At 56.3% G+C, this 14614-nt stretch carries 13 protein-coding genes; 12 read left to right on the top strand and 1 reads right to left on the bottom strand.

Translation table 11 applies throughout. From position 1 onward, the window contains the following. Positions 1-8: 8 nt before the first annotated feature. The 7 genes from AC2FGB_RS08275 (at position 9) to AC2FGB_RS08245 (ending at position 8535) form a co-directional block, all read left to right on the top strand. Positions 9-1574: an ABC transporter substrate-binding protein gene (locus AC2FGB_RS08275; protein WP_496693713.1), complete on the top strand. Its 1566-nt coding sequence runs from the start codon at positions 9-11 to the stop codon at positions 1572-1574. Between the two features lie 86 nt (positions 1575-1660). Continuing rightward, the gene (locus AC2FGB_RS08270; protein WP_496693714.1) at positions 1661-2599 is read left to right on the top strand and encodes an ABC transporter permease; all 939 of its coding nucleotides are present in this window, start codon (positions 1661-1663) and stop codon (positions 2597-2599) included. Between the two features lie 12 nt (positions 2600-2611). Further along, the gene (locus tag AC2FGB_RS08265; protein WP_281995038.1) at positions 2612-3469 is read left to right on the top strand and encodes an ABC transporter permease; all 858 of its coding nucleotides are present in this window, start codon (positions 2612-2614) and stop codon (positions 3467-3469) included. Beyond that, positions 3466-4446: an ABC transporter ATP-binding protein gene (locus AC2FGB_RS08260; RefSeq protein ID WP_496693715.1), complete on the top strand. Its 981-nt coding sequence runs from the start codon at positions 3466-3468 to the stop codon at positions 4444-4446. Before AC2FGB_RS08265 ends, AC2FGB_RS08260 begins: the two co-directional genes overlap by 4 nt. After that, the gene (locus AC2FGB_RS08255; protein ID WP_142636099.1) at positions 4443-5366 is read left to right on the top strand and encodes an oligopeptide/dipeptide ABC transporter ATP-binding protein; all 924 of its coding nucleotides are present in this window, start codon (positions 4443-4445) and stop codon (positions 5364-5366) included. The genes AC2FGB_RS08260 and AC2FGB_RS08255 overlap by 4 nt, the downstream gene beginning before the upstream one ends. An 11-nt stretch (positions 5367-5377) precedes the next feature. Then, the gene (locus AC2FGB_RS08250; protein ID WP_496693716.1) at positions 5378-7024 is read left to right on the top strand and encodes an amidohydrolase; all 1647 of its coding nucleotides are present in this window, start codon (positions 5378-5380) and stop codon (positions 7022-7024) included. Then, positions 7024-8535 carry a M81 family metallopeptidase gene (locus AC2FGB_RS08245; protein ID WP_496693717.1) on the top strand — a complete coding sequence of 504 codons (1512 nt, stop codon included), beginning with the start codon at positions 7024-7026 and terminating at the stop codon, positions 8533-8535. The genes AC2FGB_RS08250 and AC2FGB_RS08245 overlap by 1 nt, the downstream gene beginning before the upstream one ends. A gap of 151 nt (positions 8536-8686) precedes the next feature. Here AC2FGB_RS08245 and AC2FGB_RS08240 read toward each other — a convergent pair whose 3' ends face one another. Beyond that, positions 8687-8830: a hypothetical protein gene (locus AC2FGB_RS08240; protein ID WP_496693718.1), complete on the bottom strand. Its 144-nt coding sequence runs from the start codon at positions 8828-8830 to the stop codon at positions 8687-8689. Between the two features lie 285 nt (positions 8831-9115). On the opposite strand from AC2FGB_RS08240, the gene AC2FGB_RS08235 reads away from it, so the two are divergent. The 5 genes from AC2FGB_RS08235 (at position 9116) to AC2FGB_RS08215 (ending at position 14614) form a co-directional block, all read left to right on the top strand. Beyond that, positions 9116-9664: an RNA polymerase sigma factor gene (locus tag AC2FGB_RS08235; protein WP_282021723.1), complete on the top strand. Its 549-nt coding sequence runs from the start codon at positions 9116-9118 to the stop codon at positions 9662-9664. Further along, positions 9661-10401: a hypothetical protein gene (locus tag AC2FGB_RS08230; protein ID WP_282027170.1), complete on the top strand. Its 741-nt coding sequence runs from the start codon at positions 9661-9663 to the stop codon at positions 10399-10401. Before AC2FGB_RS08235 ends, AC2FGB_RS08230 begins: the two co-directional genes overlap by 4 nt. 54 nt (positions 10402-10455) lie before the next feature. Further along, positions 10456-11532, top strand: a complete 1077-nt coding sequence (locus AC2FGB_RS08225; protein WP_142636109.1) for a helix-turn-helix domain-containing protein — start codon at positions 10456-10458, stop codon at positions 11530-11532. Between the two features lie 522 nt (positions 11533-12054). Then, on the top strand, positions 12055-13449 hold the full coding sequence (locus AC2FGB_RS08220) for a bifunctional enoyl-CoA hydratase/phosphate acetyltransferase (RefSeq protein ID WP_281972984.1): 1395 nt from the start codon (positions 12055-12057) through the stop codon (positions 13447-13449). Then, the gene (locus AC2FGB_RS08215) at positions 13442-14614 is read left to right on the top strand and encodes an acetate/propionate family kinase (protein WP_496677242.1); all 1173 of its coding nucleotides are present in this window, start codon (positions 13442-13444) and stop codon (positions 14612-14614) included. The genes AC2FGB_RS08220 and AC2FGB_RS08215 overlap by 8 nt, the downstream gene beginning before the upstream one ends.

The raw sequence follows: 14614 nt of genomic DNA, 5'->3' as shown, positions 1-14614 counted from the left end.
AGGATACTATGAAGATCGAATGGACAAAGGCCAATGTTGGTCGCCGGAGGTTTCTGAAAGGCGCAACAGCGCTTGGGGCCGCTACAGCGCTTCCGATGGGGTGGGCGAACCGCGCGTTTGCAGCAGATGACGGTGTTCTGCGGGTGCGGGCTTATGGTGATGCACAGAACATGGATCCAGCACATTCCGTTGGTGTCGTTGAAGAAGAAGTGCATGCCTCCATCTACAACAAGCTGATCCAATACAAGCCGGGCGAGGAATGGGGTTGGCAGATGGATGCGGCAACTATGATCGAGCAGGTTGACCCGACCCATATCAAGTTCGCATTGCGTGACGATATTGGATTCACTAACGGATTTGGCGCGATGACTGCTGATGACGTCAAATTCAGCATGGAACGGATCGTGGACGACACGACCGACAGTCCGAATAAGCCCGACCTAGGGCCATTCAGCCATGTTGAAGTGACAGGAGACCGAGAAGGGACAATCGTTCTGAACAGCCCGTTTGCCCCGATCTGGTCGATTGCCTTGCCTTATATTACTGGCAACATCGTCTCGAAGGCAGCGGTCGAAGCCGCCGGTGGCCGGATCGGTGCTGATCCGGTTGCCGAATCCGGCCCTTATCTGCGAGACAGTTGGTCGCCCAAGGAAAAGACTGTTCTTAAGCGCAACCCCGACTGGAAAGGGGACGCGCCCACTTGGGACACCGTCGAGATCTATCCGATCGATGATGAAAACACCGCCGAGATCGCTTTTGAGGCAGGTGAACTGGATGTAACCCGCGTGTCGCTGGGCTCGGTCGAGCGTTATCGCGCTGGTGTTCCCAATGGTGGATCGTTGGTTGAGAAGCCCTCGCTCTACTATGTCTGGATGGGCATGAACGTTGAGCATCCAAAGCTGCAAAATCAAAAACTGCGACAGGCGATTCAGCACGCGGTGGACGTACCCAGCATTCTGGAGGCCGCATATTTTGGTGCTGCCGAACCAGCGACCGGCATCATCGCACCGGGCCTCGCCGGGCATCGGGCTTCTTCGCTGGTGCCACCGGCGGCGGATTTTGAGAAGGCGGCACAGCTGCTGGCGGAATCCGGTGAAACCAATGTCACGCTGACCCTCGACACGCTGAACAAAACGACCTTCACGACAACGGCTCAGATCATTCAGGCGACGCTCGCGCAAATTGGGATCACGGTTGAAGTCAACGTTCTGGAATCCGGTGCATTCTGGGCGTCCGGCGACAATGAAAACCTGCAGCTCGTTCTGAACCGTTTTTCGATGACCCCAGATCCGTATTATGCGACGTCGTGGTTCACGCCTGAACAGATAGGAAAATGGAACTGGGAACGCTTTAACAGCCCTGAATTCAATGAGATTCACGAAACTGCGGCTGCTGAAACGGATATCGCAAAGCGGGCGGAAATGTATCAGCGCGCGCAGGATCTAATGGAAGAAAGCGGCGCCTATCGCTTCATCACCCATGAGGCAACTCCGGTTATTCACAGCGCTCGCGTCATTCCCGCATTGCGGCCAGATGGCCTGTCCCTGCTTCGCTATTTTGGCAAGGCGACCTGATCTCCCCAGGTCGACTAGGTGCGGCGGGTGCATAACGCTCGCCGTACCAACACCAACGCCATCAAGCCAAAAGGAGCCAGTTGGCCATGCTGAAATTCGCAACCCGTCGGTTCGGGCTGTCGCTGCTTATCCTGTTCGTGGCGGTCACCGTCATGTTCCTGATGATCCGCGCCGTGCCAGGCGACCCGGTCCAAATCATGCTCGGCCCACGCGCCACGCCCGAGCTTCAGGCCCAACTCACAGTAGCGTTGGGGTTGGACCAGCCAATCTGGAAACAGCTTTTGATTTTTTACGGAAACCTCTTGCAGGGAGACTTGGGAACCGATGTCTTTTCGGGTCGTTCCGTGACTGACATCGTGTTCCAGCAACTACCATTCACATTGGAACTGATTTTCGCGTCGATCCTGTGGTCAGCTACGCTGGGCATCGCACTCGGCGCCTATGCGGCTGCGCATCCCAATACGTTGATCGACCGGGTTGCCGCCGCGATATCTGTTAGTTTTGTGGCCGCTCCGGCCTTTGTTGTCGCGCTCTTGGCTCTTTTGGTTTTTGCAGTGCATCTACAGTGGTTTCCCGCGATCGGTGCCGGGGAAGGCTTCTTTGACCGTCTTGACCATCTGGTCCTGCCCGCCTTTGCCATCGGGCTCAGTTGGGTTGGCTATATTGCCCGGTTGGTACGCGCGTCGATGCTGGAGGTTATGGGTGAAAGCCATGTCCGCACGGCCCGAGCCTTTGGTATCGCCGAACGTCGCGTGGTCATGGTGTACGCGCTGCGGATCGCCATTTTGCCCGTGGTTACCGTGATCGGTGTTGGGATGGGTTTTCTTCTCAGCTCGGCGGTTTTCGCTGAAATCGTCTTTGCCCGACCTGGTTTGGGCAAACTGGTCATCGACAGCATTACGACCCGAAACTACCCGATTGTGATGGGCTCTGTCCTAGTATCAACAGCTTTGTTCGTGGTGTCGACCGCATTGGCCGATCTGATCAATGCGCTGCTTGATCCACGCGCGCGCACGGCTCATTGAGGAGGCAGGCACATGGAAAAATCTCGTTCCGAAATGGGCCAGATCATAGTCGGCGTTGCGCGCGACCCGCTTGGTCTCATGGGCTTAATCATCGTCGGTGTCATCGTTTTCTGCGCAATCTTTGCGTATTGGATCGTACCCTATGATCCGATTGCGATGGATATCAAATCCCGCTTGCAGGGACCGTCCACAGCACACCTGCTGGGCACAGATCAGTTAGGGCGCGATACGTTTTCGCGGGTCATCGCGGGGGGCCAAGTAGCGCTCAAGGTGGCATTGCCCGCCGTGTTCGGAGCAATGGCGATTGGCCTGACACTGGGCATGATTGCAGGGTATGGGCCGAAATGGCTCGATAATCTTCTAATGCTTTTCTTCGATACCATCCGGTCCTTTCCGACAGTGATGTTCGCGCTGGCTGTTGTGGCCCTGATCGGGCCCAGTCTGCAGACGGTCGTGTTTGTCGTCATGGCGACCTCGATCCCAACATATGGGCGCGTGGCGCGGACCCAAACGCTGACACTGCGCAACTCTGAGTTCATCCTGGCTGAACGTTCAATGGGGGCCAGCATGGCGCGCATTCTAGGCGTTCACATGCTGCCCAACATCATTGGCGTTCTGGCTGTGTTGGCAGCCATGGATATCCCCACAGTCATCGCGCTTGAGGCCGGCCTGTCCTTCCTGGGTCTGGGCGTTAAGCCTCCGACCCCGAGCTGGGGTGCTTTGCTTAAGGATGGCTATTCCCTGATCCGCCAAACTCCTTGGTTGGTTGTTGGCGGAGGCCTGCCGATCATTCTGGCAACGCTTGGCTTCACGTTTCTGGGTGAAAGCCTGCGCGATGTAGTTGACCCGAAACTGAGGAAACAGCGATGACCGAGACACTTCTGGAAATCGACCAGCTTTGCGTCGATTACGAAACAGGCCGTGGCGACCTCAGGGCATTGAGGGACATCACATTCAACGTCAACAAAGGTGAAATCGTTGGCATCGTGGGAGAGTCCGGTTGTGGTAAATCCACGTTGATCTCATCCATTCTGCGTTTGACCGCGCCCAATACCCGGTTCCGTGAAGGAGAAATTAGGTTCAAGGGGAAGGATTTGCTGCAAGCCTCTGAGCGGCACATGCGGGACCTGCGCGGGGCGGATATATCCATCGTCTTTCAGGATCCGATGCAAACGCACAACCCGGTTCTGACTATCGGTCAGCAGATGCTGGATATTCAGCACCGATCCAGACAGTCCAAGGCTGACAAGTTGGCGCACGCGGCCAAAATGTTGGGCGCTGTTGGCATTCCTGACCCTGAGGCGCGTCTGGCGCAATATCCGCATGAATTCTCTGGTGGGATGCGTCAACGGATCGCCATCGCGATGGCGTTGATGTCCGAACCTGATCTTTTGATTGCGGATGAGCCGACAACTGCACTGGATGCGACGCTGGAGGTGCAGATCATTGAGCGCCTGCAAGAGCTGCAGCGCGAGTTTCACTGTGCCATCTTGTTCATCTCGCACCATTTGGGCGTGATCGCGGAACTCTGCGACAGGGTTGTTGTGATGTATGCTGGCGCAGTTGTTGAAAGCGGGGACGTGCGGGAGATTTTCCACAATCCTAAACACCCTTACACACGCCGACTGATCGAATGCGACCCCGGTCACATCAAAGAGCGTGCCCGTGTATTGCCAACCATTCCCGGTGAAGTGCCCGACTTGGCCAACCTGCCGGGGGGCTGCATTTTCAGGGATCGTTGTGATCAGTCCATGGCGCGCTGCGCCACCGAAGTGCCGCCACTGGATCAATTGAAAGAAGGCCATCACGCTGCGTGCTGGCTGAACCATCAGGAGGTCGCATCATGAGCTTGCTGAACGTTGTGGACCTCAATACCAGCTATGGCCCGGTCAATGTACTGGCGGGTGTCAGCTTTACCGTAGAACCCGGAGAGACTTACGCGCTGGTTGGTGAAAGTGGGTCTGGTAAAACCACGGTCATTCGCGCCATTGCCGGGTTAGCACCTGCGCAAGATGGTTCGGTCACCTTCGAAGGCCAGGAAATTCGGGGTGCACCCGAAAGTGTCATGCGCCCGTTGCGCAAAGACATGGCGATGATGTTTCAAGACCCGGTTGGAAGCCTGTCGCCGCGTCTGACCATCCGCAGTCTGATTACCGAGCCTTACCGCATTCAGGGCATGAAGGACCGTGACATGGACGCCGAAGCCAAGCGCCTCTTGGAAATGGTCAACTTGCCCACGCATTTCGCGGACCGCTATCCTTATCAGCTATCTGGTGGCCAAGCTCGGCGTGTGGGTGTGGCACGTGCACTGGCACTGGAACCCAAATTGATCCTTGCGGATGAGCCCACTGCAGGTCTCGATGTGTCGGTTCAGGGTGAGCTGTTGAACCTGCTCAACGACCTGCGCGAAAGGCTGGGGCTTGCGATGGTGATTATCACGCATAACCTTAGCGTCGTACGCCATGTGGCTGACAGAATGGGCATCATGTATTTGGGCCGATTGGTTGAAGAAGGTACAACCGAGGCCATCTTTAACGAGCCGCGCCATCCCTATACCCGCTGCCTGCTGAGTGCCAACCCAGAGCCGGACCCGGATGCGCGGTTGGAACGGATTGCTCTCAAAGGTGAGCCCCCCAGTTTGCTCAAACGCCCGTCCGGTTGTGAATTCCGCGAGCGTTGTCCCTTTGCCAAGGATATCTGCACCCAGACCCCGGAATGGGAAGTAAATGGCGGCCACGGGCTGCGTTGTCTGGCCCCGCTGTCGTAGTAGGAAACCCAATGCCAAGCACACTATATTTTAACGGCACAATCCTGACTATGGATGCACAGAACTCCTCTCCAGAGGCTGTTCTGACCGAGGGCAAAAGAATTCAGGCCGTCGGTGCAGAAGCAGATCTGCGCGCACGCATGCCGGCTGACTCACATGAGTATAACCTTCAGGGTCGTACACTGATGCCGGCGTTTATCGACCCGCACGGGCATTTCCCGGATCCAGGGTTCATACGGCTGTTCCGTGTCGACTTATCTTCGCCTCCTTTAGGGGACTGCAAGCACATGGCGCAGGCGTTGAATAGGATTCGGGAAAAGGCTGGCGAGACGCCCGAGGGTGAATGGGTCATGGGCGTGTTGTTTGATAATACTGCCATTCGCGAAGGCCGCATGCCCACGCGGGCTGAGCTGGACGATGTATCACAGCGTCATCCAATCTGGGTTATTCATGCGTCGGGGCACTGTGGCGTAGCCAATTCTGTTGCCCTTCAGAGGCGCGGGTTAAACTGTCAAACACCTGATCCAGAAGGCGGCCGCTTTGGCCGTGATCCTGAAACCGGAGCCCTGACGGGATTGATCGAAGGATTATCGGCCATGGGCGAGATGGGCGATACTGATTTCCTGATTGACCGCGAAAGGTTCTGGCAAGGCTTTGAGGCCTGTCGTGACGAATACCTATCCTATGGTGTGACCTATGCCCAAAACGCCTGGGCGTCGCAAACCATGTTGGAACACTTTGCCAGCCAGCCCGCGGATCTGGATCCGGGAATAGACATTGAGCTCTTACCCGTCGGAAGTCTGGAACCCGAATTGTCCGAGCATTGGATAGGTACGAACTGGCCCGGCAACCCGCATTTCACACTGGGTCCGCGCAAATTGTTCACGGACGGGGCTTTTCAGTTGCAGACCGCGTTTTTGTCTACCCCGTATTTCAAGCCATCCGATCCCTGTCACCCTTGTGGGATGGTTTACACCTCACAAGAACAGCTAGATGCCGACGTCAGAAAACTCCATAGCAAGGGCTTGCAAATGCATTGCCACTGCAATGGTGATGCCGGTGCCGAGATGTTCATAGATGCGGTGGAAAAGGCGCTTATTGCGCATCCCCGCCCAGATCATCGCCACACCATTATCCACGGTCAGGCTCTGCGGGATGATCAGTTGGAGCGTATGGTCCAGCTTGGACTTACCGTCAGCTTTTTTCCGGCTCATATACATTTTTGGGGTGATCGCCACTACGATACGTTCTTGGGGCCGCAGCGCTCCGAGCGGATATCCCCTGCGGCGTCTGCTGAGCGGTTTGGCTTGCGATATACAATCCACAATGATGCCTCGGTCACCCCGACGCGTCCGATTCATCTGGCCCACTGTGCGGTAAATCGAAAATCCGTTTCTGGCCGCGTGCTCGGTGAAGATCAGAAGATCAGCGTTCTGTCAGCCTTGCGCGCTCAGACCATCGACGCTGCTTGGCAAGTCTTCAAGGACGAGCAGCGCGGTTCTGTCGAACCGGGCAAAGTTGCTGACTTTGTTGTCCTTTCGCGTAATCCACTGCACGATCCGGACCGCCTGACAGATACGCGGGTGCTTGAAACGATCCGCAATGGCCAAAGTGTTTTTGCTGCGCCCCATGCCGAACAAGAAATTGAGCACACTTGATGGCGACCAAGCGTATTGCGATCGCGGGTTTTCAGCATGAAACTAATTGCTTTGGTGTGACGCAGGCCGGTCTGCACGAGTTTGAGATGGCCGATTCCTGGCCCGGCATGTTGCACGGTGCACAGGTGATATCGGAAACGTTTGGCATGAACCTACCTATCGCCGGTTTTGCGAAAGCAGCAGCGGCAGCAGGATTTGAAGTCGCACCAACCCTGTGGTGTTCTGCCGAGCCGTCTGCACATGTAACCGATCACGCATTCGAAACAATTTGCGAGATGTTGTTGGATCGCATCCGGGATGTGGGCGATATTGATGGCGTTTATCTCGATCTCCACGGGGCAATGGTCACCGAAAGCCTCGCTGACGGTGAGGGAGAGCTTCTGCGTCGTGTACGTGAAGTTGTGGGCTTCGAAGTGCCAGTGGTCGCAAGTTTGGACCTTCACGCCAACATCTCGGCTGAGATGGTCGACAATGCAGACTATTTGTCTGTTTTTAGAACCTATCCCCACTTGGATATGGCGGAAACGGGCGCACGATGCGTTCCTGTCCTGCAGCGGTTGCTAGCGGGTGAAACGCTCTACAAGGCTTTCCAACCGGTGCCTTACCTCATCCCTCTGCATGCGCAACATACGGGCTCCAAGCCATTCAGCGAGATCTATCAGTTGCCCGAAAGATTTGAGAAGCAGGAAATTCTGGCAGAAATCGCCCTCGGCTTCACCGCGGCGGACTTCTCAGACACAGGCCCATCATGTCTTGCCTACGCGGCCACAGCCCAGAAAGCTGCTGCTGCCGTGGAAGAAGTCGTGCATTTGTTTGTATCTCGCGAAGCCGATCTTGATTGTTCGATGTTGTCTCTGGAGGAAACCGTTTCGATATGTCGCGAGAGGCGGGGAAAACCCATTGTTGTCGCAGATGTCCAGGACAACGCTGGTGCGGGCGGGACATCAGATACTACTGGCCTGCTGGCAGCACTGATTGAGGGCGGGACAAAGAGTGTCTTAATGGGTCTGTTCCATGACCCTGAAAGTGCAAAACAAGCCCATGAGGCCGGAGAAGGTGCACGGGTAAAACTTGCGGTCGGTGCAAAGTCCAACTTGGCTGGGCACGTTCCAGTCAAAGCAGAGTTTGAAGTTCTGGCTTTGGGTGATGGCGTTTGTCGCTATACCGGAAAAATGTATGGCGGTGGGGTAGCTATGCTGGGCGAGACAGCTGCCCTACGTTTGGTTGGGCACGAGGCAAGTATTGACCTTGTTGTCACAAGTATACGGAACCAATGTCTTGATCGCGCGCATTTTACTCATATCGGATTAGACCCAACGAACTACGCGGTTATCTGTGTAAAAAGCACCGTACATTTCCGAGCGGACTTCGAACCTATTGCAGGAGATATCTGTTCCGTTTCTTCGCCAGGTGCCTTTCTCTGCAACCTGGAAGAAATCCCCTACACATGTATCACCAGAAGGCTGGCGAACACTCGCTGCGGTACTGTTGCCTCAACTGGCACAGGCTAGCGAATTCCGCTGATCTTGCGGGTCCATTATCATCTGTGAAGCGCGCCTTTTGCGGGCTGTGTGGGGTTTTGAGCGAGGCAGTTAACTGCCTCGCATTGTGCCCTTATTCTCGACGGTCAAAGTCTAGGTGGTGATTTCGGCCAAGAGAATTTCAGCTCTCTGCCAGCAGACAATAGATGATCATCGTCATCCGCTCGGTTGGAATGTGAAACCAGGCGAACTTCTCAAAGACGGATAACGGATTTTGCGCCAGGACTTCATCCATGGACATGCCCTGATCGACGAGGGGTTTCATCGTGTCCTTGATCGCAAGCATCAAATCGACCGAAGCCTGCATGTCGAACTTGTTATGTACGTGTATCTTCGCGACCTAAACCCATCTCCTTGATCCGGCTGTCTGGATGTAGACTCCGTTCCTAGTGAGGATGTTTCGATCAGAGCCTGCGGATTTCCGATCAGATCACGGGCAATTTCAAAGACCGCATGGTACTTTCCTTTTCAACATAAGTTCCATTTCTTTCCCGCGCAGGGTATGTCAGGCCTGACCCAGCGAACCTGGTTCGTGAAAATGATAGAGGTCGTGAAGCAAACTATGGTCGGTGAATTGAGTTCCGAGCAGGCCGTGCGCGGCGCGATCCAGACGCATTCGAGGCGCGTCTGGCGGTTTGGGCTTGCCCTGTCGGGTGCTTCCGAAGTGGCCGATGATCTGTTGCAGGCTACTTGCCTGCGTGCGCTTGAACGCCACCACCAGGTCACGTCATTTGAGCGGTTGGACAGTTGGTTGATGACGATCTGCCGTTCAATCTGGTTGAATGAGCTGCGTGCCCGCTCGGTCCGAAAAGCGCAGGCACTGTCGTTGACCCCAGAGTCAGAGCTGATTGCATCCGGACCGGACTCGGAAACGAATATATTCGCCGCCGAAGTGTTTACCCAAGTGATGCAGTTGCCAGAAGCACAGCGAGAAACGGTGATGCTGGTCTATGTCGAAGGCTATAGCTACCGCGAGGCCGCAGCATTGCTGGAGGTGCCAATAGGAACGATCATGAGCAGGCTGTCCAATGCGCGACAAAAACTGAAAGTCGTGATGCAGCATGAGGCGGCAGATGCCGTTCGACGGAGTCGCAAATGAAGTTTTCCGATGAAGTTCTCAAAGCGTACCTGGAAGGCAAAGCGAATGAAGCCGAGGCTCAGGCGATAGAAGCTGCGGTTGCGGCCGAACCCGAGCTTGAGGCGCGCCTGATGGAGCTTGATCCATTCGCACCGGTGGTACAAGCGGTGTTTGAACATGTCCCGGCCGAGATGCCCCAGGTGGTTTTGCCTGACCCAAATGCCGAGATAAAAACCAGTGGCGGTCCTCTGCGCCTGTTGGCAGTAGCTGCATCTGTCGCGGTGATTTCTGTGTCGGCCACATATTGGGTAACCAGGCCTCAGCCCATGGGGTGGGCTGAGCAGGCGGCGATCTATCAATCACTATATGCGGCGGACACGATCGCGGGGATGGACAGCTCGGAACAGGCGTTGACAACTCAGTTTGATCAGGCCGAGGCACAGCTGGGTCTGTCCTTGAGACGTGACACTCTTGAGGCGTTGCCGGGGATGGAATTGAAGCGTGCGCAGGTGTTGTCCTTCAGGGGCAAACCGTTGGTTCAAGTGGTCTTTGCGAATGAACAGGGCCAGCCTTTTGCCTTCTGTGTCATTCGTCAGGGTGAAGGCGCGCCAAGCAAGGATTTGAAAGAGGCAGTGCTCAGCGGGTTGGCGACGGCGACCTGGTCCAAAGACGGTTATGGCTATATGTTGATTGGTGACAGCGATCAGACTGACCTGGAAAGTAAGCTGGATATTCTAACCGCGACCTTTGCAAGCTGAGGTCGCGTCAAAAACGCCTTGTGAACCTGCGGAAATACCAGAAATATAGCGGACATGACCACCACACCCGTCATTCCCGATCCGGATGAGGACGAGGACCCCCTCGGCCCGCGCAGCATCTATGATGATGACGACGCTGATGAGGATGATCTGTGGTTCCTGCCACCTGACGAAGAGGCTGTCGAGGATTTCCTGCCGCCCGGTCCAAGGGTCGACCGCAGTCTTTTGTTTGATCCCAGGGACTGGCGTGCGGCGCAGGCAGATCTGTCGTTGGAACTGGCCGACCTGGCAGTTAGTTTCGGCGCCTTGGACGAACGTTTGCGCGCCGGCCCGGATGGGTGGACACACCGGCTGGCGCTGATGGATGTATCCGATTTGGGATGGTGGACCGGAGACCGGATCAGCGTTGATCGGCTGGCGCTTTGGACCGGGCTTCGGATTGGTGCAACCGGGGATGATGTGCAGGCCCTGTACCGCGCGGGTTGGGCCGTACGGCGGCTAACATCCGGCGCCGCGCCATCGGATGGCGGGTGGGAGACCGGCCTGACAGCCTTTTTAGATCGTATTGCGCAGGGGATTGACGAAGTCCCCGAAGCCATCGCCGATCTTGCCGAAGTCATGCGCAATTCCGAGGGGCTGCACCCGGTGACGCAGGCCGCCATCGGTTTTCATGCCTGGCGGGCCCTGTCTCAAGGCATCGGACAGGATACCGAGGCTGCAATCATTGCCGCCCGTCATGCGGCCAAGATGGGGCGGGGCGGGGCTGTGTTCATGCCCTTGGTTCTGTCGGGTCCGGGTGCGTTGAGAGGTGTTGGTGAACCATCAGAAAAGCTTGCTGCCTGGATCAGGGGAACAGGGCAGGCGGTATTGTCCGCCTTGCTGCACCTGGACCGGGTCAGCGCCTGGGAGCAGCGCGCCAGAGAGACCACTGCAGAGTTGAGCGGGCGCACACCACCAAGACTGATCGACGTGTTTACGGCCTGGCCAATGGTTTCGGCCCCATTGGCGGAAGAGCTGACTAAAGCCTCACGCGCTGCGGTTCAGCGCAACATTGACCGTTTCAGCCGGAGGGGCTTGATCCGCGAGGTGACAGGGCAGGGACGTTACAGAGTTTGGACAGCGGCGCTGTAGTCCAAACAGGGCCATCAGACCAAAATGCCCGGTCTGCCGCATTGAATACCAGCTTCCGCAGGTTTTTGCCTGTGCAGATGTGAATGCCCGTCCCATTTTTGCCCCCGCATTACTGGCTAGTGGGAACAGGTCTGAGGGCGGCAAAGTGTTTGGCCGGGTCGTATATATGTCAAAAGTGGTTCTTAAATCAAAAGTTTAACTCGCAATTTGTGAAAACTATTCTTGGTTGACGGTGTGGATGGCAAGCCACCTCAGGAGCAGTACTCCTTCGAAGGGTCCGGGCAGTGCTGTTGTCGAACAAACCATCATTTTAAATTGGGCTGCTGAAACATTGTCCGGCCTATTGCCGTCAGCAGAGGATCGGCTAGAGGTAGGTGAACGTGTTATTGGCGAAGGTATGGATCCGCCATCCGATCTGGAGGATTTGGCACAGGTCGAATAGTGACCGAGAATGCCCCGCTCCGCGACCCGCCGCCAATTCCGAGGCATGCCGATGCACCGTCTGAAAAAAGGCCTGACCAAATGAAGATCCAGGAAAACCGAACCTTTTCACAGCTCGAGGTCGGAGACGAAGCCCAGCTGACACGATTGTGCACGGTTGACGATCTTTACGCCTTCGCCTCGGCATCGGGGGATCACAATCCTCTGCATCTGGCGGCCTATGATGGTGACGGCGACGGCCACCCCGAGGCGGTGGCCCCTGCGCTTTGGCCCGCCGGTCTGGTGGCTGCCGTCTTGGGGAATATTTTGCCGGGTGCGGGAACCCAGACCCGAGCGGCCAATCTACGGTTTCACGCGATCGTTCTGGCCGGAGATGAGTTGACCGCAGTTGTTCGGGTTACAGAAAAATCCGACGATGGTGATGTTATCTGCACCGCCGAGGTTCGGCGTGTTGGCGACAGCACCCTGGTCCTGAGCGGAGATGTCCGAGTCACGCCGCCCGCAAAGCATATGGAATTCGATTCGATCGAGGTGCCGGGACTTATCGTTCAACGCCACCGCCATTTCGAAGCGTTACTGGCGAAAGCCAGACCCCTTGACCCGATGCCAACTGCTGTTGTTGCACCTGAAGAGCCAAACTCATTGGGGGGTGCTTTGCTGGGGTATAGCAACAGCATTATCACGCCGATCCTTGTGGGTGATCCCGGCAAAATCGCTGCCGCAGCCGAGGCACTGGGTGCCGATCTGTCCGGATTTGAAATTATCGAGGCCTATGGCCACCAAGCCGCCGCCCATCGCGCGGTTGACCTGGTGGTTGAGGGCAGGGCGCAAACACTGATGAAGGGGCATTTGCACACCGATGACCTGTTGCGCGCGGTTCTGCGCCGCGAAAACGGGTTGAGAACCGGGCGAAGGCTGTCACATATATTCGTTATGGATGTTCCAGGGATGTCGCGTCCGATCATGGTCACTGACGCGGCCGTGAATATTGCCCCTGACCTCGAAACCAAGGCTGATATTGTTCAGAATGCGATCCATCTGGCACATTCCATCGGGATTGAGACCCCAAAGGTAGGCGTGCTTTCAGCCATTGAGACGATCAACCCGCGCATGGCGTCGTCAGTTGATGCCGCCTTGCTGTCGAAGATGGCCGAACGGGGTCAGATCACAGGAGGGTTGGTTGACGGCCCCTTGGCTATGGACAACGCGGTCGATCTGAATGCGGCACGCACCAAAGGGATTACGTCCGAGGTGGCTGGTGCTGCGGACATTCTTGTCGCCCCAAACATAGAAGCAGGCAATATGGTGGCGAAACAGCTGACATTCATCTCTCATGCCGAGGCGGCAGGGATCGTGGTCGGGGCTGCTGCACCGATTATCCTGACCTCGCGTTCGGATGATGACGACTCGCGTTTGGCGTCCTGCGCGGTGGCGGCGCTTCATGCATATGCAAGTAAAGGCAAACTCCATGGCTGACCATGTTCTGGCACTGAACGCCGGGTCCTCATCACTGAAATTCGCGCTGTACGAACTGGTTGATGACAACCGTCCCAGCATGCGGTGGCGCGGACAAATAGAACGTTTAGGTGATGCACCACGCCTATTGGCCCAGTCGGCAGGCGGCAGATCAGTAGATCGTCCCCTGTCGAGCACCAAAAGCCATGATGAAGCAATCCATGCATTTCTTGAAATGGCGCGGGAATATCTTCCTGACATTCATGTGTGCGCGATAGGTCATCGCGTAGTGCATGGGGGCACGGTCTATTCCGAGCCTGTGCGCGTGGATGACACCGTCATCAACACTTTAGAAGGGTTTATTCCCTTTGCTCCTTTGCATCAGCCCTACAGTCTTGCGGGTATTCGCGCAGCCAGCGCTGCCTTCCCCGGAACAACTCAGGTTGCCTGTTTTGACACGGCGTTTCATCGCACCCATCCGTGGGTAAACGACACCTTTGCCTTGCCGAAAAGCTACTATGACAAAGGCGTTCGCCGCTATGGGTTCCATGGGCTGAGCTATGACTACATTTCGAACAAGCTGAAAAAAACGGCACCGGGTCTGTATGATGGCCGTGTGGTTATCGCCCATCTTGGAAACGGGGCATCCATGTGCGCGGTTTCAGGTGGGCGCGCTGTGGCTTCGACCATGGGGTTCTCGGCGCTTGACGGGTTGCCGATGGGCACGCGCTGCGGTCAGCTGGATCCAGGTGTCGTGCTGTATATGCTGCAGCAGGACGGAATGACCGCAGAAGAGATTGCCGAAATGTTGTACAGAAAATCCGGCCTGCTGGGCCTGTCGGGGATATCATCGGATATGCGCACGTTGCTGGCCGCTGATACGCCCGAAGCCCGAAAGGCAATCGACTATTACGTCTTCCGTATTCGGCGAGAGCTTGGCGCCCTGTCCGCTGCACTTGAAGGGATTGATGCGCTTGTCTTCACCGGTGGCGTTGGTGAGAACGCTGCCCAGATCCGGCAGATGGTGTGTGATGGAATGCGATGGATCGGGATTGAAATGGATCACGCCAGGAATGCCGATGGTGGAACAGTCCTGTCCACGGATTTCAGCCGTGTCCGGATTCTGACGATCCCCACAAATGAGGAGATGGTGATCGCGCGGGCTGCGGTGAATTTTCTGGAATAG

This window comes from Ruegeria sp. CDSC021 (assembly GCF_059610845.1).
The sequence above is the reverse complement of the archived record's forward strand: the minus strand, read 5'-3'. Positions and strand labels throughout refer to the sequence as shown.